Origin of the sequence: Thermococcus sp. LS2 (assembly GCF_012027375.1) — an archaeon.
In the GTDB taxonomy this organism is placed as follows: domain Archaea; phylum Methanobacteriota_B; class Thermococci; order Thermococcales; family Thermococcaceae; genus Thermococcus_B.
In genome coordinates this window covers 32,420-48,668 of sequence record NZ_SNUI01000003.1, presented here as the reverse complement: position 1 = coordinate 48,668, position 16,249 = coordinate 32,420, and the positions used below count along the sequence as shown (strand labels likewise).

Here is a 16,249-nt window from a genome sequence, read left to right as displayed (position 1 = left end):
TTTAAAAACCTCTTTTGCCAACAATCAAAGGGTAAAAACAATTTTAGGAGATGGTGAAAATGCCGAGGAGAGCAAGAGAATTTCCCGAAGAGGGAGAATTTGTAATCGCGACTGTCAAGAGCATCCATCCTTATGGAGCATTCCTTACACTTGACGAGTATCCCGGAAAAGAGGGATTCATGCACATAAGTGAAGTTGCATCAACTTGGGTGAAGAACATAAGGGATTACCTTAAGGAGGGTCAAAAGGTTGTTGCAAAGGTAATCAGAGTTGACCATGAGAAAGGGCATATTGACCTTAGCCTAAAGCGTGTAACCCAGCAGCAAAGGAAAGCGAAGATTCAGGAGTTCAAGAGAGCCCAAAAGGCTGAGAATCTCCTAAAGATGGCAGCTGAAAAGCTCGGTAAGGACTTTGAGACAGCATGGAGAGAAGTTTGGGTACCACTCGAAGAGGAGTACGGGGAAGTGTATGCGGCCTTTGAAGATGCAGCTCAAAATGGAGTTGAAGTTCTTGAGGGCTTAGTGCCAGATGAGTGGCTCCCAGTTCTGGAGGAGATAATTAAGAGCTATGTCGAAATTCCAACAGTTACAATTGATGCTGAATTTGAAATCACAGTTCCAAAGCCAAACGGTATTGACATCATTAAGGAAGCTTTGATTAGGGCTAGAGACAGGGTAAACAAGGAGAAGGACATTGAGGTTAAGTTTACATACCAAGGGGCTCCAAGATACAGGATTGACATCACCGCTCCTGATTATTATAAAGCTGAGGAAGTCCTCGAGGACATTGCTGAGGAGATTTTGAGGGTAATTAAGAAAGCGGGTGGAGAAGCAACGCTGATTAGGAAGGAGAAAAGGATCAAGAAGATTAAGAGGAGAGGCAAATGAGATTCCGCATAAGGAAATGTCCTAAATGCGGAAGGTACACCCTAAAGGAGACATGTCCAGTGTGTGGTGAAAAAACCAAAGTAGCTCACCCTCCGAGGTTTTCACCTGAAGACCCATATGGAGAATATAGGAGAAAGCTCAAGAGGGAGCTTTTAGGTATCGGGAGGCGTTCAGAATGAAAGAAACAATAATTGTTGTGTATGAGAGACCAGATATTTACAACCCCATCTTTATTGAAGGTCTGCCCGGAATAGGGTTGGTTGGAAAATTGGCAGCTGAGCATCTGATTCAAGAGCTTAACGCTAAGAAGTTTGCTGAGCTCTATTCCCCTCATTTCATGCATCAAGTTTTGATTAAGAAGGACTCAACCGTTGATTTGATGAAAAACGAGTTCTACTACTGGAAGAGTCCAGATGATGAGCACAGGGACTTGATCATAATCACTGGAGATACCCAAGTACCCCCAACAGACAGCTACGGCCACTTTGAAGTAGTGGGAAAGATGCTTGACTTCGTTGAGCAGTTTGGAACAAGGGAGATAATAACAATGGGCGGCTATCAGGTTCCAGAGCTTCAAGGTGAGCCGAGAGTTTTGGCCTCATTTACGGATTTGGAGACAAAAGAGAAGTATAAGAAAATCCTTGGGGATTCTGTGATTTTCAGGGAAGATGAAGGAGGAGCAATTGTCGGAGCGGCTGGACTTCTGCTTGGCATAGGGAAGCTTAGGGGAATGAAAGGAGCATGCTTCCTTGGAGAGAGCTTGGGGTATATAGTAGATGCAAAAGCAGCTAAGTCAGTATTAACGGTGGTAGCAAAGGTTCTCAACCTTGAGATTGACATGACTGCGCTCGATGAGAGGGCAAAAGAAACTGAAGAGATACTTAAAAAGGTGCAGGAAATGCAGAGGGCAATGTTTGAGCAACAATTACCCCAGCCTCATGAGGAGGAAGATAGAGGGTATCTATGAACTTTTTTGCTTTCCATTTCACATTTTCTGGTGATCCCATGCACATAGATGCCGATCTTCACATACACTCTCATTACTCAAAAGCAGTTTCAAAGCTCATGGTGTTTCCAATCTTAGCTGACTATGCCAAGCTCAAGGGACTTGGGATAGTAGGCACTGGGGACATTTTGAACCCTAAATGGGAAGAGGAGCTCTTGAAGTATGCAAGAAAAGTGGATGAAGGGACCTATGAGATTAAAGGCGCTAGGTTTCTACTAACGGCTGAAGTTGAAGACAGCAGAAGGGTTCACCATGTTCTAATTTTCCCGAGCATTGATTCGGTTAGAGAGATGCGAGAGCATTTGAGGAAGTATTCCCGAGACATAGATGCCGAAGGCAGACCCCACTTGAATTTAAACGGAGCGGAAATAGCGGATTTAGCTAATGAGCTTGATGTTTTGATTGGTCCGGCACATGCCTTTACTCCATGGACGGCTTTGTATAAAGAATACGACAGCTTAAAAGAATGCTATGGAGATGCTAAAATTTATTTTTTAGAGCTTGGGCTTTCAGCTGACTCTCAAATGGCAGACATGATAAAAGCCCACCACAAGCTGACTTATCTGTCTAATTCCGATGCCCACTCTCCTCAGCCCCACCGCTTGGGAAGGGAGTTCAACCGTTTTGAGGTTAAAGATGCAACTTTTGAAGAAATTAGAAGAGCTATCCTCAGGAGGGGTGGGAGAAAGATAGTCCTCAACGCGGGCTTGGATCCAAGATTAGGTAAGTATCACTTAACTGCTTGTTCCAAATGTTACACAAAATACAAGCTCGAAGATGCCAAGCGCTTAAATTGGAGATGTGAGCGCTGTGGGGGAGTTATAAAGAAAGGAGTGAAAGATAGAATTTTGGAGCTTGCTGACACGAAAGAAAGGCCCAAAGATAGACCTCTCTACCTTCATCTCGCTCCTCTGGCAGAGATAATTTCAATGGTAACTGGCAAAGGTGTTGAAACTAAAAGTGTAAAGGCAATTTGGGAGAGGCTTTTAAGGGAATTTGGCAGCGAGATTAGAGTTTTAGTTGATGTTCCAATTGAAAGCATAGCACAACTCATTGGTGAAGACATAGCCAAAGCTATCTGGGCTTTCCGCAATGAAAAACTGACTATCATTCCGGGCGGTGGGGGTAAATACGGTGAGATTAAGCTGCCAGATGAAATAAGAAACGCGAAAATCCAAGATTTGGACAGCATTGAGGTTAAACAAGAGGAAGTCTACTACAGACCAAAGCAAGCTTCAATTCTGAGCTTTTTAAAAAAGAAGTGAAAGTTCAAAAGTCATGTCAAAAATAGTGGCTTTATGAGAACAGCAACTACCGGCACAGCCACATTGTCATCTATCACTTTTTGATATTCTGCAAGCATTAAGATCACTGACCATGCGACTTTCATTAAGACATTTAGCTGTGGTAGGATTAGGAAGGCAATTATAATTGCACTTACAATGTAGCCTACACTCCCTATCCAGTGCTTTCTGAGCTTGACGTTAAAGCCATTCTTTCTGAAGTAATAGTATCTCAGAACACCAGTTATTCCATCGCTTACTGCCATCACAAGCATTATCGCTGATGCATAATTGACATCCATGAAGAGAGCCATTGCGCTGAACATTATGCAGTAGAACACCTCCCCGTAGTTGTTCTTTATTTGATACCATGAAAGCTCTTTATTCATAAGATGGGTGAGCAACTGTCCAACTGCAAAGAGCATAACTACTGCGGCGAGCTCTTTTCCAGTGACTAAGCCTTCCCTAAAGAACAGGATTGCAGGAACACTGCTGAAGTGAATTATCTTTCTGTTTATCCAAGCATATTCTTCTCCAAGATACTTTGTAAACAGAATTGCAAGGACTGGGAACATGACACCAATTACTAAATATTTTAGCATCTTATTCCCTCCAGCATTTTCTGAATTGTTGAATATTTTTCAAGTGGGCTTTATAAATTTTTCTGCAGTTGTTAAATATATTTTCGATAATTGTCGGCAATATGCAGAGTATTATCATGGCAATTCTAATAAACCCGTCTGAGCTAATACCCGGCTGATAGCCATGGAGCAAGAAATCATTGAAATGTTCATGAAACATCTTAGGTTCCAAGGAGATTTGCCGTTAGGAGACGATGCTGGAGCATTAAAGTTTGAGGATGGGTGGTTAGTTGCCACTAATGACATGCTTGTAAGGGCAACTGATGTGCCAGAGATAATGACGCCAGAACAAGTTGGATTTAAAGCCGTAACAATGAATGTAAGCGATTTAGCTGCCATGGGGGCTGAGCCGTTGGGCTTTCTTTTTTCCCTTGGCATTCCAAGGAATTTTGACATGGGATACTTGGAAGGAATTGCAAAAGGAATTGCGAGAGCATCTGAATTTTATAGAATCCCTATAATAAGCGCTGACACGAATGAAGCCTGTGACTTGATAATTGATGGTATTGCTTTAGGAAAAACCAAGAGGCTTCTATTGAGAAGCAATGCAAAAATTGGAGATTTGGTCTGCGTTACGGGTGATATTGGAAGAGCTTTGGCTGGGCTTAAAGTGTATTTTGAAAAGCTTGAGATTGAGGAAAGAATCCAAAAAGTCCTTTACGAGAAGCTCCTCGAGCCAAAGGCCAGAATTAGGGAAGGACAAGTTTTGAGCAAATACGCTAATGCAGCAATAGACATAAGCGACGGCATGAGCAAAGAGCTACACTTAATTGCAGAGATGAGCAATGTTAGGATTGTGATTGAGTCTGAAAAATTACCAATTAGAAGAGAAGTCTTTGAAGTTGCTGGGATTTTGGGATTAGATCCAATTGAGATTGCTTTAGCATCTGGAGAGGAGTTTGAACTAATCTTTACTATCCCAGAAGAGCATTTAAGCAAAATTAACTTTGATTTCACAGTGATTGGGAGGGTTGAAAAGGGAAAGGGGGTTTATTTAAAGAGGGATGGAAAGCTCGAGAGGATGCAGATTTTGGGATGGGAGCATCTGTCAAAAAGTACTTAACATTTTTCTTTTGAAAGCCTCGCCCTTTAGAGCTGGGATGTAGTAATTCTAAAACAAGCCCTTGAGTATGAAAGCGATACTCTTTTAAAACCTAAAAACTATACTATACATTGAGATGAAAAGGACAGTAACAGTCAAACTTCAAGCGTCAAAACAAGTTGAAAGAATTCTTTTCGAGTTAGCCGATATTGGAGCAAAAGTCTGGAATGAGGTTAATTATTTGAGGAGACAGCAATTTTTCAATCATGAAAAAGTGGACTTTAACAAGACTGAGAAAATCGTTTATGAAAAATACAAGGGTGAGATTGGTTCCGCTACAGTCCAACAAATCTGCAGGAAGAATGCTGAAAGCTGGAAGTCATTCTTCTTCCTCATAAAGAAGAAAAAACGAGGGGAACTACCAAAGTGGTTAAAACCAAAACCGCCAAACTATCAGAAAGAAGACGGTAAAAGAAAACCACTAATAGTTTTGAGAAACGACCAGTACATGATTGTGGGGAACAAACTAATTTTGAAGGGTCTTGGCAAATACAGGAAGTTAGAAGTTCAATTCAAGGGGCGGATCCACTGGAAGGGCAAACAAGGAAGATTAGAGATTATTTATGATGACGCGAGGAAAAAGTTCTATGCTCACATCACGTTTCACGTTGAGGAGAAATTGTCCAAAAACGGTTGGGTTAAAATTCCAAGACAACCAAAAGGAAACCTCACGGCAGGAATTGACCTTGGAGTGAATAATCTAATGGCCGTTTATGTCGAAAATGGTGAAAGTTTTCTCATAAACGGAAGACCACTAAAATCAATAGCCTTTTACTGGCAGAAAAAGATTTCAGAATACCAGTCTAAAATCAACAAATCTGGAGTCAAAAGAAGTAGAAAATTGAAGAGGATGCATGAAAAGGCAAAACTCCAAGCAAAACACTACATCAACACTGCAGTTAGACAGACCGTTGAAAGATTGTACAAGTTGGGAGTTTCAAAAATCGTGGTTGGCTATCCAAAAGAAATTGCGAGGAACTCCAATAAAGGGAGAAAGCAGAATTTCATACTCTCCCACGTCTGGCGTTTCAACACGGTGATTCAAAGGTTAAAAGAAGTCTCAGAAGATCTTGAAAAAGGTCGTGAAAACCATAACCCCGAGCCTGTCGGGTTTATCGGCAGGTAGGGGTAACGGGGGGAAGACCCTCCCCGAGGGGCTGAAAAGCCCAATTGGGTTTAATGAAGCCCCTCAAACCTCCCTGCCAATGGCGAGGGGTTAACTCGCTGGAACCCTCGCCCTTCAGGACGGGGAGGAGGTCAGTTTGATAATCCACGTAAGGTGACCCTCAAAGATTTGGCGGAAATGCTTGGACTGAGTGTATCAACTGTCAAGGAGCACTTGAGAAAGGCGCAGAAGAAGGTCTTGGAATATATTATTGAATAACCGCACATTTGCGGCATCAGTTATAAGTATACCAAGAGTTTATTTTTTGCTTGGGTGAAATTATGCCAGTTATTGAGGTTAAAAACCTCAAAAAGTATTACGGTGATGTCAGGGGTGTAGAAAACCTAAGCTTCGAAGTCGAGGAAGGAGAAATCTACGGATTTTTGGGTCCCAACGGGTCAGGAAAGACTACAACCGTGAAGATTTTAGTGAAGATTATTCGCGATTATGAAGGTACTGTCAGAGTTTTTGGCAAGGACTTAAGAGAGTGGGGCAAAGACTATTATCAGAAGATAGGTGTTTCCTTTGAGTTTCCTGCAGTATATTCAAAGCTCACTGCACTAGAAAACCTTGAATTCTTCGCCTCCTTCTACAAGAAGCATCTTGATCCCATGGACGTCCTCAAGATGGTGGGTCTTGATAAGGAAGCAGATCAACTTGTCTCAGGCTTTTCAAAAGGTATGAAGAAAAAACTTGATTTGGCTAGGGCTTTTCTCCCTGATCCAGAAATTCTCTTCCTCGATGAGCCTTTGGAAGGGCTTGATCCAGAGAGTGCAAGAAAGATTAAAGATTTGCTCCTTGAGATGCGCGAGAATGGAAAGACTATCTTCCTCACGACCCACAACATGTATGTAGCGGATGAGCTCTGTGATAGAGTAGGGTTCATAGTAGAGGGGGCTATACGATTAGTGGACAGTCCGAAGGAGCTCAAGGTCAAGATGGGCAAAAGAGTCGTTAAGGTCGAGTACGTGGCTAACGGTGACGTTGATATAAAGGAGTTCCCACTCGAAGGACTTGGTCAAAATGAAGAGTTCCTCAATATCCTCAGAAACTATGAAATTAGGAGAATAAACACGGAGGAGCCAACCTTGGAAGAGGTCTTCTTAAAGGTCACGGGGAGGAGGCTCGTATGACCTTTGTTCAGCTTATGAAAGTGGACCTCAAGGTCGGCGTGAGAAACTACTCCTACCCCATCTACCTGCTCGCGGCCTTAGCCTACGGATTGATGCTGAAGGCATTTCCCGAGAACTACCACACGTCTGTGGCACCGCTCCTCATCTTTATAGAGCCCGCACTCCTCGGCTTCATGTTCGTGGGGACGGCTATTTTCGCGGACAAGAAAGACGGGACGATTAGCGCATTATCGGTAACGCCGATGGAGTGGCGCTATTACTACCTCTCAAAGACCCTCATAATGGCGCTTCTTGGAGTCGTTGGGGCATTTCTTATAGTGTTCGTTGGGACAGGGGTAAGCGTCAACATGAGCTACGTCCTCACAGGGACGTTTCTGTGTTCGGTCGTTTATACGCTCCTCGGGATAGCGATTTCAGCGAAGTACCGCGACCTTGATGACTACTTCGTGTCCATTCTGGCAGTTATGGTGGTCTCGCTCCTCCCCTTCGCTCACTACCACGGCCTCATAAGAGGTTCATGGGCGAAAGTGCTCTATGCAATACCTAGCTATCCGGCGCTCTACTTCCTCCAAGCGGGCTTCGAGCCGGTGTCGAGGGATACCCTAATGTGGTCTGGTTTTGCCTTGATAATCTGGAGCGGCATAGTGTACCATCTTGCTAAACTCAGGTTTTACAGATACGCAGTGGAGGGATTGAGATGAGCTTTGTGAGAAGGTTTTTTGTCATCTACAGGACTGATATAAAGCTCCTCAGGAGAGACCCGATGCTCGTGTACAGCGTTGTCATTACGCTCGTCTTCCTTGGTGTGGTTCGCTACTTCCAGGAAAGGCTCGGGGAGCTATATCCCATAGTGGCACTCCTCGTGTTGATCTTCATCCCTCTGATCTTCGGCATGATCCCGGGCTTCATGATGGCCAACGAAAAGGAAGAGAAGACGATACAGGCCCTTCAGGTGATCCCAATATCGAGCGAGGCTTTTTTAACGTACAGGCTCCTCTGGGCATCGGCGATAACTGTAATCCTCACGGTTTTAGCACCAAAAATTCTCGACATAAATGTTCCGTGGAAAGGTCTTTTAGCGCTCATAGCACTTTTCATCATCGAAGTGCCTATCTATGCACTGTTGATAATTGACTTCTCAGAGACAAGGATGCAGGCTTTAACGGTTTCAAAAATCGCCGGCTGGCTGCTAATCCTACCAGCAGCTATAAAGTTCATCGTCGTTGCAAGACACCTCTCGACGGACTGGAGCAAGTTCACCGCGTTTTTACCGACATACTGGGTCTACAAGATCTTTGAATGGATTGCCTTCAATGATTACAGCGACTTTCCAATAGCTCTTGGAGTTCACTTGGCGTGGCTCTTTCTGCTGGTTTTATTGTTTAAGAGGAAGATTCTCTGATCTTTTCTTTTTAACCAAAAGCTTAAACTACTATGAGTCCTATTTTTTCATGGTGAGACTATGAGAGAAGCTATGTATTGGGAACCTTTAGAAGGTAACAAAGTGAGATGCCACTTATGTCCCCTGAACTGTATCATAGATGAGGGTAAGAGAGGCTCTTGTAGGGTGAGAGAGAACATTAGTGGAACACTCTACACACTTAACTATGGAAAAGTATCCTCTATGGCAGTAGACCCGATTGAGAAAAAGCCGCTGTTTCATTTTTACCCTGGTTCATGTGCATTCTCGATTGGAACCGTCGGCTGCAATATGCACTGTAAGTACTGCCAGAACTGGGAGATAAGTCAAGCCGATGAGAGATTTCCTTATCTTCAAGATGCCACGCCAGAGGCAATAGTCAGTTTAGCAAAGCACTACGAATGCGAGAGCATAGCATACACATATAATGAGCCAACGATATGGTACGAGTTCGTCCTTGACACTGCAAAGCTTGCTAAAAAAGCTGGGCTCAACAATGTTCTTGTCACAAACGGCTACATAAACGAGGAGCCCTTCCGTGAATTGGCACCATATATAGATGCAATGAACATCGACATTAAAGCCTTCGATGATATGTTTTACATGAAGATAGTTAGCGTACCAAGTGGAGAGCCGAGCAGGAGAATAGCTAAGATAGCAAAGAATGAGTTTGGAATTCATGTTGAGCTGACTTACTTGATAGTACCTACACTCAATGATAAGGAAGAAGAAATTCGAGCATTCGCAAGGTGGGTAGTTGAAGAGATGGGAGACGATACACCTGTGCACTTTTCAAGGTTCTTTCCGCATTATAAGCTTATCAACTTCCCTCCAACACCTGTCAAAACTATCGAAATGGCATATAGAGTTGCAAAAGAAGAAGGCTTAAAGTTTGTTTACATTGGGAATGTTCCCGGACATTCCGGGGAAAATACATACTGCCCAAGATGTGGAAAACCTTTAATAGTGAGGTGGGGCTTTACAATTGAGGAGTATCACATTAAAGATGGAAAGTGTGAATACTGCGGTGAACCAATTCCAATAGTTGGGGAATATAAGAAAAGGCATTACAGGGGAATGTGGTAGTGACGCTCCCTTGTGGAGGTTGCTCGGAGTTTGAGCTCCTAAACTCAATAGGGGTACCATTCCAGCTACGTGGGTCCTATAACTCACGATGCTCTTCCGACCTTCGGGGAGTAAACTCCCCATTGGACTACTGCCCGCATGGTTCCGTCAAATCGGGACTGAAACCTAAGGGTTGTTGAAACTGTATCTTCGTCCCAAAGGACAGGAAACTTTCGAGGTGGTAAAATTGGCTGAAATTGGTGCGATTTTTTATATTGAAGGCTTGGGAAATGATAAGAAAGCTTTAGAAAGAGCTGCAGAGCAAATTGTTAAAGAGCTTAAGAAAGAGAATGTTGTGAAGGTTAAGAAGGTTAACGTTGCAGATATCCTAGAAAATCCTGAAGAAGAGCTGCTGAAGTACTCAGTGATGATTGAAGCTGAGGTTGAGGGTTCTTTTGATGGCATTGTAAAGGCAGTCATGAAGTATTCACCCGTTGTTGTTGAGGTTTTAAAGCCTGGCAGGCTAGAAATTAATGCTAAAGATTTGATGAAGACCCTTGGGGAAGTGTCTCTCTTTATGGGTAAATTAATGGATCAGTTCGGAGGCTTGGCTGCCTATCCTCCTCTTGACAAACTTCCCAAACCTAGAATCGGTTACAGTGATGAGGAAATTGAAGAATTCATTGTTGACGAGAGGAACGTAAGGTATCAATTTGTAATTGAGACCTATGGAAAAGACAAGGGAACAATAGAAGAGACTATAATGAAGGCATTTTACCTTGAGGGTTGTAGAATTAACAAGTTTATCGTGCAAGTGCAAGAAGAAAAAGAGGATAAGGTTTATGCACTAGTTGCAGCTGAACTGTTGTCTTCTTTTGAAACCCTCACGCAGCTTACAGCAAAGTACGCTCCAGTCGCAATTTCGATCCTTGAGCCTGAGATCATTGATGTAACCGCATCGGAGCTTCAGAACGCGCTGACAGATTTAGCAGGGTTTGTGCATGAGCTTATTCACAGACCTCTAAAGAAAAAACTTATCGAGCAGGATACAATAAAATTTGGACTTTCTTGATAATTTGCTTCATTCTTCTACTGTTACTGTTTCAGTTTTTATATTCTTAAAACGGAAAGCTTTTTAAGTTTTGGATACCTCCTAATCTCCATATTTGGCTGGGATTATCCCAAGATTTCGACGTTTGAGGAAGAAATATTATCGTCAAAAGGCGAAAAGGCTGTAGGCATTTACTAAAGCTTCTTTCAATTTTTACGGCAATTAGCGAGCTTATTTAATCGTTAGAAAGCGTCTGAAACCGAAAAGTATATATACCCCAAACTTATAGTTATGTAGTGACAACACATTAGAAAACACTCTAGGGCTTTACAGCCCAAAAATATGGAGGTGTTGAAAAATGAAAGTTAGAAAGATTGCGGCCCTTGCAGTTGGTGCCGCAATGGTTGGAGCAACCATGGGCTTTGCAAGTGCTCAAGCAAACCTTCCAGGAAAGGACTTCTTCGTTAAGGACGGTGCCCCAAACGTTAAAATCGTCGTTGGTAGCCAGGCCGCTGCAATGGACGTTGCAAGCGCAGCCGACATTGCCGTTGCATTAGGAAGCTTACTCTACACTGAGAAGGAAGTTGAAGCGAGCGGTGTTAGCGTTCTTGTTAAGAAAGACATAACAGTTACTCCAGACCCAATACCTGTGTACAGCAACTACTACTCAGACTATAATGCTTCCCCAACTGCTGAAGACTGGACTCAGCTTCCACCAGACGCTTGGTACAACGGCGCAGCATACAACACAGACTATGCTGGGTGGAAGAGCTACATAGGAGGAGGCTATGCCTTTGAGATTGAAGACAGAGATTCAATTGGCAGTGACCAAATGATCGACTGGGACATCAAAATCACTGGAATAAAGTTCTACAAGGGAGACAGCGAATGGAGCCCCTCCTCAGACTATGGGCCTCTACCAAAAGATGCTGATGTGACACTGTATGTACCAGCAGGTGCTTTAAATGTTACCTTAAACTACGAACTCTACAATGCTACATACAAGTACTCAGATACAGACGACGTTTGGGGAACACCAATAACTGATACAAAGTATGTAATTGATGATGACACCCCTGCAACAATGGATTTTGATGGTAAGACATATACACTCAACACAACGGAAGTATACGAATATGGAATTGGTGCTAAGGACACATTCACAATATTTGGCAATGAATACTATGTCCTAAGTGTAAATGCTACAGCTAAGACATTAACCTATGGTCACGACCATGGACAAGTCTGGTTCCACGTTGGGGACGTCAAGGAGTTCGATGGCTATAAGATAAAGGCTGTTGACATCAGCGTTGGAGATACACCTAAGGCACTCTTTGAAATCACAGCTCCAGATGGAAGAAGCGATCTCATAATCATAAGCGTAAACGATGGAGAGGTTGACATCAGTACCAAGTCAGACAAATTCAGCGAAGGAGAAGTTGTCCTTAAGCTCGATGACACATTCGTTGGTATCGACGGCAACTTAATCGCACAGCTCGAAGTCAGAACAAATGTTGTCACAGTAGAAAGCGGAAAAGAAAACAACTTAATCAACGGGTGGACTGCTTATTTCACCTTCGGTAAAGACAAAGACAACAATAATGATGTTATAACAAGAATAAGCTTGGTTAACGCTGAAGCTAAGCAGGGTTCAACAATTGATATACTTGGAGTCTATAAGATGGACTACGTAGTTAAAGTACAGAAGAAAGACATTGATGATGACGACAAAGAGGAACTTGCAGTTAAGGCAGAGATAGACTTTGAACCTGTTAAGAGGGTCTATGACACCAAGGAGCTCAAGGTCGGCGACGAGCTTGAAGGATGGACAATTGACCAGATCAAGGGTGGCACCTACACCGAAGTCACAGTCATGCACCCAACAGAGCCAATCACATACCTCGACACTGAGATTGACCCAGAGAACATTGACAGCAACTTAATCCTCGTCGGTGGACCAGTTGCAAATGCAATCACCAAGTACCTCGTCGACAACGGCTACAGCACAGTCGACTGGTACAACAGCGCTGGCGACATCGAGTACATTGAGGACTACAACGGCTATGGAATCCTCATCGTTGCAGGTAAGGACAGGTACGCCACAAGAGATGCTGCCAAGCAGCTCATGGAGTACCTCGCAAACCTTGGTTGATTTCTCTCCTTCTTTTTAATTAACTTTTCTGGAGGTTTTTGGATTGAATAAGCGTCTTCTTGCTCTTGTGTTAGTACTAGTTTTAGTTGCAGCCCCCTTAGCTGTTGCTTTCTATGGATATAGCAGCTACACAAAAGCAGTTGAACCACAAAAGAAACCTTTAGCTGTGAAGCCTGTTGCTGTCCCTTTTAATGGAAGGACTTATCCAATTCTGCTTGAGAGTTATCTTACTGGAGATCCCTTAGTTGATATAAACATGACATTAAGGAGCCCCTATGAGAGAGCAACCATAATCTTGGGGGATCCAAGCTTTAAGAACTGTGAAGGTAGTGAAGCTTGTGTCTGGAGGGTTAGAACAGTATCAGAACTCGGGACTACTATAGGAGCCGTGTTTGGAGTTAAGTACTACATTGAGGAGCTGAAAAAGACCAAGAGCAACCAAAGTGCTAAATATAAAGCTTTTGAAGAAACCACCGAGAGGATTGACAAACGCTATTTGGCGTTTATGCCAAAAGTTGAGATAGGACTTGGTCTTATAGGAAACAAAAAGCATCTTTTGGTAGTATTAAAAGGCCCGAGAGAGGGTGCTGAGAAGAATAGAATTTACTGTCCAAAGCCAGGAGTTATAGTCCTCGAAGGAACGACTGAAGATACGCTCTTTGTTGAAGTGCTACTCATCAAAACAATAATTTCATCTCAAGTTAAGTGACCACTATCTTCTCATACATTTTTCTTGCCTCATTGTCCAGCAGTTTTAAAAATTCCTCTTTGCTTTTGAATGGTCTTTTTGCAAGGATTTTTGCAATTCTCTTCTTGCCGATTCCCGGCAAATAGCCAAGAACTTTTGAGCTCTCTCTATTGACATTGACGGGAATTGGAACCCCGGTTATGCTCCTAAATCCATGGTCGACAATTAGAACATCGTAGAATTTGTTGAGCTCAATCTGTTTGGGGATACCAACTATCAGCGGATAACTTCCAATTTGCCTTCCATAAGTTAGCCCATTATCATAAACTTCAGCTCTGACATCTCTTAATATTGTTCCGACGGGAACAACTCGCTTAAGCATGGGCAAGTCAATTTCGTGCCTAATTTTGTACTTGTAGTGCTTTATCAAATGCTTGTGCTTCTCTGTCTTGACTTTATCTTTCATGAACCATAGGGGGGTTCCTGGGAAAACTACAACTTGTCGGATGTTAATTCTTCTGACCATTAATCCATCGTCAACCAATCTCTTAAGAAACTGGAATGTAATTTCATAGCTTTTCTTTGTCTCACCTGGTAACCCGAAAATAATATTTATCCCCGGCAAAAGCCAAGGCATGCCATTAGGGCCTCTTTTAGCACCAACTTCATTGAGAATTTTTACAGCCTCATATGTTTCCTCAGCTGTAGCGTTGAGATTGTTTTTCTTAGCAACTTTTGGGTCAGCGGTTTCCAGTCCGAATGCAACTACATTTCCAGAGGTTCCATATTTTATCAGAGCTTTTGCAATTCTAATGCTTTTCTCTGGATAGTTTGCTATTACAGCGGGATTTGCATTATCGACGTGGAGCGTTTTTAGATTTGGAGCAGCTTCCCTAATCCCTTTGAAGAGCTTTTCAATTGCATCTGGATTTGGAATTGGAACTCTTCCATTGGGCTTTGCCATATATGAAAAGATACAGCTTTGTCTTCCTATACGGAAGTGCCTAACACCAAGCTTGTAAAGGAGTTCAATTTCTTCAATGATATCTTTGATAGGTCTGTTTTCAACTTTTCTGTATCTCACGGGCTCCGTACAAAAGCTGCATCCTCCAATTCCCATAGCTTTTGGGCAGCCTCTCTGAGTTTCTATCTCAACTATTACGAATTCAGGATAATCTGGAAACTGCTTAACAACTTCAGCACCGAGCAGAGCATAGTCTCTAAGCTCATTATAGGTTCTAAATCTAAATGGGTCGGCATCTTTAGGATTAGTTAAGAAATCATACAGAAAAGCCTCTAAATCTCCATAAACCACATAGTCAAAAATCTGATTTGCCAGCATCAGTTCACGGGAGCTTATTTTTGTCCCTCCTTGATGAGCAGAACCCATGAAAGCAGGTCCGCCTAGGATTTTCGTGCCATTAAACTGCTTCAAGAATCTAGCCACTTCCTCCACTTGTGAGGGGACTGCAGAGAGATATTTCCCAGGAGTGTGCAGACCACCAATGTAAATTATTAAATCTGCTTTTGAGAGTATTTCCCTAACCTTGAAGACATTGGGGGTTTTGTTTTTTGTTTTTATCCCCTGTTCCCCTTCAAAAGTGAAGCGCAAATCATCAATGGTAAGATAGAAGATTTGAGCATCCTTTCTAGCTTTCTTAATTGCCCCATATGCATAACGAGGGTAAATTCCCAGATATGGAGGAACTCCCAGACCAGCTGGCTCATCAGTGTATCCATCAACTATTGCAACTATCATGTTCGTGAGTTTAAGTGGAAGGTTTAAAAATTCACCGAAAGTTAAATACTATCCATGTATCGATCGTAGGTTAGCTTAAAATTCCTTCTTTCCTCAAGAATTCCTCAATGTCTCTTATCTCCTCAATTGAAAGCTGGAAAACTCTCTTTTCGGCATGAGGGATCTTATCAAAAATTTCTCTAATCTCTTTGAATTTTTCCTTCGTCAACCCTAGCATGTGATACGAGTCTTTCAGAGCTTTTGATGCTTTTTTTCTTCGGTGCTGGAATAATGCTTTAACCAACCTCTCGTCGAGCTTGATCTGCTCTTTCTTGGGCTTTGGCTCCAAGACTATCACTGCGGAATCAACTTTTGGCTTTGGATAGAACGCTCCTCTGCCGATTTTTTCAACAAGCTTAACATCTGCCTTTGCTTGAACCATAACTGATAGGCGGGAGTAGTTTTTGTCACCAGGTTTGGCAATCATCCTCTGAGCAAATTCGAGCTGATAGATTAGAACGGCCCTCTTAAAATCATACTTCAGAAATTTGAAAGTTATTGGAGAGGAGATCTGATACGGCAGATTTGAGACTATCTTATCAAATCGAGGAAATTCTACTTTAAGGGCATCTCCATAGATTATTTCGACATTCTTCCAGGAGTACTCTCGTTGGAGAATTTCAACAAGAAAAGAGTCTCTCTCAATGGCATAAACTTTCTTTGCGTGCTTACTTAATTCATCTGTTAAAAATCCCAATCCTGGCCCAATTTCAAGAACCGTCTCATTGGATTTTATTTCAGTCCTCTCAACTTCTCTCTTGATAATGTCATCAACTATCAGAAAATTCTGCCCTAAATCGGTGTTTATTCTCAAGTTGTATTTCGAAAGAAGATAAAAAAGGCGAGATTTAAGCATCT

Annotated in this window: 15 protein-coding genes and 2 pseudogenes; 14 read left to right on the top strand and 3 right to left on the bottom strand. The window is 42.5% G+C overall.

Annotated elements, in window-relative coordinates; genetic code table 11:
* Positions 1-59: 59 nt before the first annotated feature.
* The 4 genes from E3E24_RS04845 to E3E24_RS04830 are packed head-to-tail and all read left to right on the top strand — an operon-like array spanning position 60 to position 3,158.
* Positions 60-887 (top strand): translation initiation factor IF-2 subunit alpha, encoded by an 828-nt coding sequence (locus E3E24_RS04845; protein WP_167885468.1) that lies wholly within the window; start codon positions 60-62, stop codon positions 885-887.
* Positions 884-1,066 carry an RNA-protein complex protein Nop10 gene (locus E3E24_RS04840; RefSeq protein ID WP_167885469.1) on the top strand — a complete coding sequence of 61 codons (183 nt, stop codon included), beginning with the start codon at positions 884-886 and terminating at the stop codon, positions 1,064-1,066. The genes E3E24_RS04845 and E3E24_RS04840 overlap by 4 nt, the downstream gene beginning before the upstream one ends.
* Positions 1,063-1,854 carry a proteasome assembly chaperone family protein gene (locus tag E3E24_RS04835; protein WP_167885470.1) on the top strand — a complete coding sequence of 264 codons (792 nt, stop codon included), beginning with the start codon at positions 1,063-1,065 and terminating at the stop codon, positions 1,852-1,854. The genes E3E24_RS04840 and E3E24_RS04835 overlap by 4 nt, the downstream gene beginning before the upstream one ends.
* A 38-nt stretch (positions 1,855-1,892) precedes the next feature.
* On the top strand, positions 1,893-3,158 hold the full coding sequence (locus E3E24_RS04830) for a TIGR00375 family protein (protein ID WP_167885471.1): 1,266 nt from the start codon (positions 1,893-1,895) through the stop codon (positions 3,156-3,158).
* A gap of 11 nt (positions 3,159-3,169) precedes the next feature.
* Here the strand turns inward: E3E24_RS04830 and E3E24_RS04825 are convergent, their stop codons facing one another.
* Positions 3,170-3,778, bottom strand: coding sequence for a hypothetical protein (locus E3E24_RS04825; protein WP_167885472.1), 609 nt, complete (start codon positions 3,776-3,778; stop codon positions 3,170-3,172).
* A gap of 163 nt (positions 3,779-3,941) precedes the next feature.
* Between E3E24_RS04825 and E3E24_RS04820 the strand changes: the two genes are divergently transcribed.
* From E3E24_RS04820 to E3E24_RS04775, 10 genes and pseudogenes are all read left to right on the top strand, one after another.
* The gene (locus tag E3E24_RS04820) at positions 3,942-4,880 is read left to right on the top strand and encodes a thiamine-phosphate kinase (RefSeq protein WP_167885473.1); all 939 of its coding nucleotides are present in this window, start codon (positions 3,942-3,944) and stop codon (positions 4,878-4,880) included.
* A gap of 115 nt (positions 4,881-4,995) precedes the next feature.
* Positions 4,996-6,139 (top strand): annotated as a pseudogene (locus tag E3E24_RS04815) (RNA-guided endonuclease InsQ/TnpB family protein).
* A 47-nt stretch (positions 6,140-6,186) separates the two neighbouring features.
* Positions 6,187-6,303, top strand: a pseudogene (locus tag E3E24_RS04810) (helix-turn-helix domain-containing protein); the annotation flags it as partial.
* Positions 6,304-6,365: 62 nt separating this feature from the next.
* Positions 6,366-7,217, top strand: coding sequence for an ABC transporter ATP-binding protein (locus tag E3E24_RS04805; protein ID WP_167885475.1), 852 nt, complete (start codon positions 6,366-6,368; stop codon positions 7,215-7,217).
* Positions 7,214-7,918: an ABC transporter permease gene (locus E3E24_RS04800; RefSeq protein WP_167885476.1), complete on the top strand. Its 705-nt coding sequence runs from the start codon at positions 7,214-7,216 to the stop codon at positions 7,916-7,918. The genes E3E24_RS04805 and E3E24_RS04800 overlap by 4 nt, the downstream gene beginning before the upstream one ends.
* A complete protein-coding gene (locus E3E24_RS04795; protein ID WP_167885477.1) occupies positions 7,915-8,619 on the top strand; it encodes an ABC transporter permease in 705 nt (234 codons plus the stop codon). The genes E3E24_RS04800 and E3E24_RS04795 overlap by 4 nt, the downstream gene beginning before the upstream one ends.
* Before the next feature lie 60 nt (positions 8,620-8,679).
* Positions 8,680-9,723 carry an AmmeMemoRadiSam system radical SAM enzyme gene (gene amrS, locus E3E24_RS04790; RefSeq protein WP_167885478.1) on the top strand — a complete coding sequence of 348 codons (1,044 nt, stop codon included), beginning with the start codon at positions 8,680-8,682 and terminating at the stop codon, positions 9,721-9,723.
* Between the two features lie 226 nt (positions 9,724-9,949).
* Positions 9,950-10,774 carry a hypothetical protein gene (locus tag E3E24_RS04785; RefSeq protein ID WP_167885479.1) on the top strand — a complete coding sequence of 275 codons (825 nt, stop codon included), beginning with the start codon at positions 9,950-9,952 and terminating at the stop codon, positions 10,772-10,774.
* A gap of 337 nt (positions 10,775-11,111) precedes the next feature.
* The gene (locus tag E3E24_RS04780) at positions 11,112-12,905 is read left to right on the top strand and encodes an S-layer protein (protein WP_167915720.1); all 1,794 of its coding nucleotides are present in this window, start codon (positions 11,112-11,114) and stop codon (positions 12,903-12,905) included.
* Positions 12,906-12,948: 43 nt separating this feature from the next.
* On the top strand, positions 12,949-13,614 hold the full coding sequence (locus E3E24_RS04775; protein WP_167885481.1) for a hypothetical protein: 666 nt from the start codon (positions 12,949-12,951) through the stop codon (positions 13,612-13,614).
* Here the strand turns inward: E3E24_RS04775 and E3E24_RS04770 are convergent.
* Together E3E24_RS04770 and rsmA are read right to left on the bottom strand one after the other, a co-directional pair.
* Positions 13,607-15,352, bottom strand: coding sequence for a radical SAM protein (locus E3E24_RS04770; RefSeq protein ID WP_167885482.1), 1,746 nt, complete (start codon positions 15,350-15,352; stop codon positions 13,607-13,609). The genes E3E24_RS04775 and E3E24_RS04770 overlap by 8 nt on opposite strands.
* A gap of 70 nt (positions 15,353-15,422) precedes the next feature.
* Positions 15,423-16,247 (bottom strand): 16S rRNA (adenine(1518)-N(6)/adenine(1519)-N(6))-dimethyltransferase RsmA, encoded by an 825-nt coding sequence (rsmA, locus tag E3E24_RS04765; protein ID WP_167915719.1) that lies wholly within the window; start codon positions 16,245-16,247, stop codon positions 15,423-15,425.
* Positions 16,248-16,249 lie beyond the last annotated feature (2 nt).

What these genes read in the sequence shown, in the direction of transcription:
- E3E24_RS04845 (WP_167885468.1), top strand. Translation starts at nt 60, where the DNA reads ATGCCGAGGAGAGCAAGAGAATTTCCCGAAGAGGGAGAATTTGTAATC.
- E3E24_RS04840 (WP_167885469.1), top strand. Translation starts at nt 884, where the DNA reads ATGAGATTCCGCATAAGGAAATGTCCTAAATGCGGAAGGTACACCCTA.
- E3E24_RS04835 (WP_167885470.1), top strand. Translation starts at nt 1,063, where the DNA reads ATGAAAGAAACAATAATTGTTGTGTATGAGAGACCAGATATTTACAAC.
- E3E24_RS04830 (WP_167885471.1), top strand. Translation starts at nt 1,893, where the DNA reads ATGCACATAGATGCCGATCTTCACATACACTCTCATTACTCAAAAGCA.
- E3E24_RS04825 (WP_167885472.1), bottom strand. Translation starts at nt 3,778, where the DNA reads ATGCTAAAATATTTAGTAATTGGTGTCATGTTCCCAGTCCTTGCAATT.
- E3E24_RS04820 (WP_167885473.1), top strand. Translation starts at nt 3,942, where the DNA reads ATGGAGCAAGAAATCATTGAAATGTTCATGAAACATCTTAGGTTCCAA.
- E3E24_RS04805 (WP_167885475.1), top strand. Translation starts at nt 6,366, where the DNA reads ATGCCAGTTATTGAGGTTAAAAACCTCAAAAAGTATTACGGTGATGTC.
- E3E24_RS04800 (WP_167885476.1), top strand. Translation starts at nt 7,214, where the DNA reads ATGACCTTTGTTCAGCTTATGAAAGTGGACCTCAAGGTCGGCGTGAGA.
- E3E24_RS04795 (WP_167885477.1), top strand. Translation starts at nt 7,915, where the DNA reads ATGAGCTTTGTGAGAAGGTTTTTTGTCATCTACAGGACTGATATAAAG.
- amrS (WP_167885478.1), top strand. Translation starts at nt 8,680, where the DNA reads ATGAGAGAAGCTATGTATTGGGAACCTTTAGAAGGTAACAAAGTGAGA.
- E3E24_RS04780 (WP_167915720.1), top strand. Translation starts at nt 11,112, where the DNA reads ATGAAAGTTAGAAAGATTGCGGCCCTTGCAGTTGGTGCCGCAATGGTT.
- E3E24_RS04770 (WP_167885482.1), bottom strand. Translation starts at nt 15,352, where the DNA reads ATGATAGTTGCAATAGTTGATGGATACACTGATGAGCCAGCTGGTCTG.
- rsmA (WP_167915719.1), bottom strand. Translation starts at nt 16,247, where the DNA reads ATGCTTAAATCTCGCCTTTTTTATCTTCTTTCGAAATACAACTTGAGA.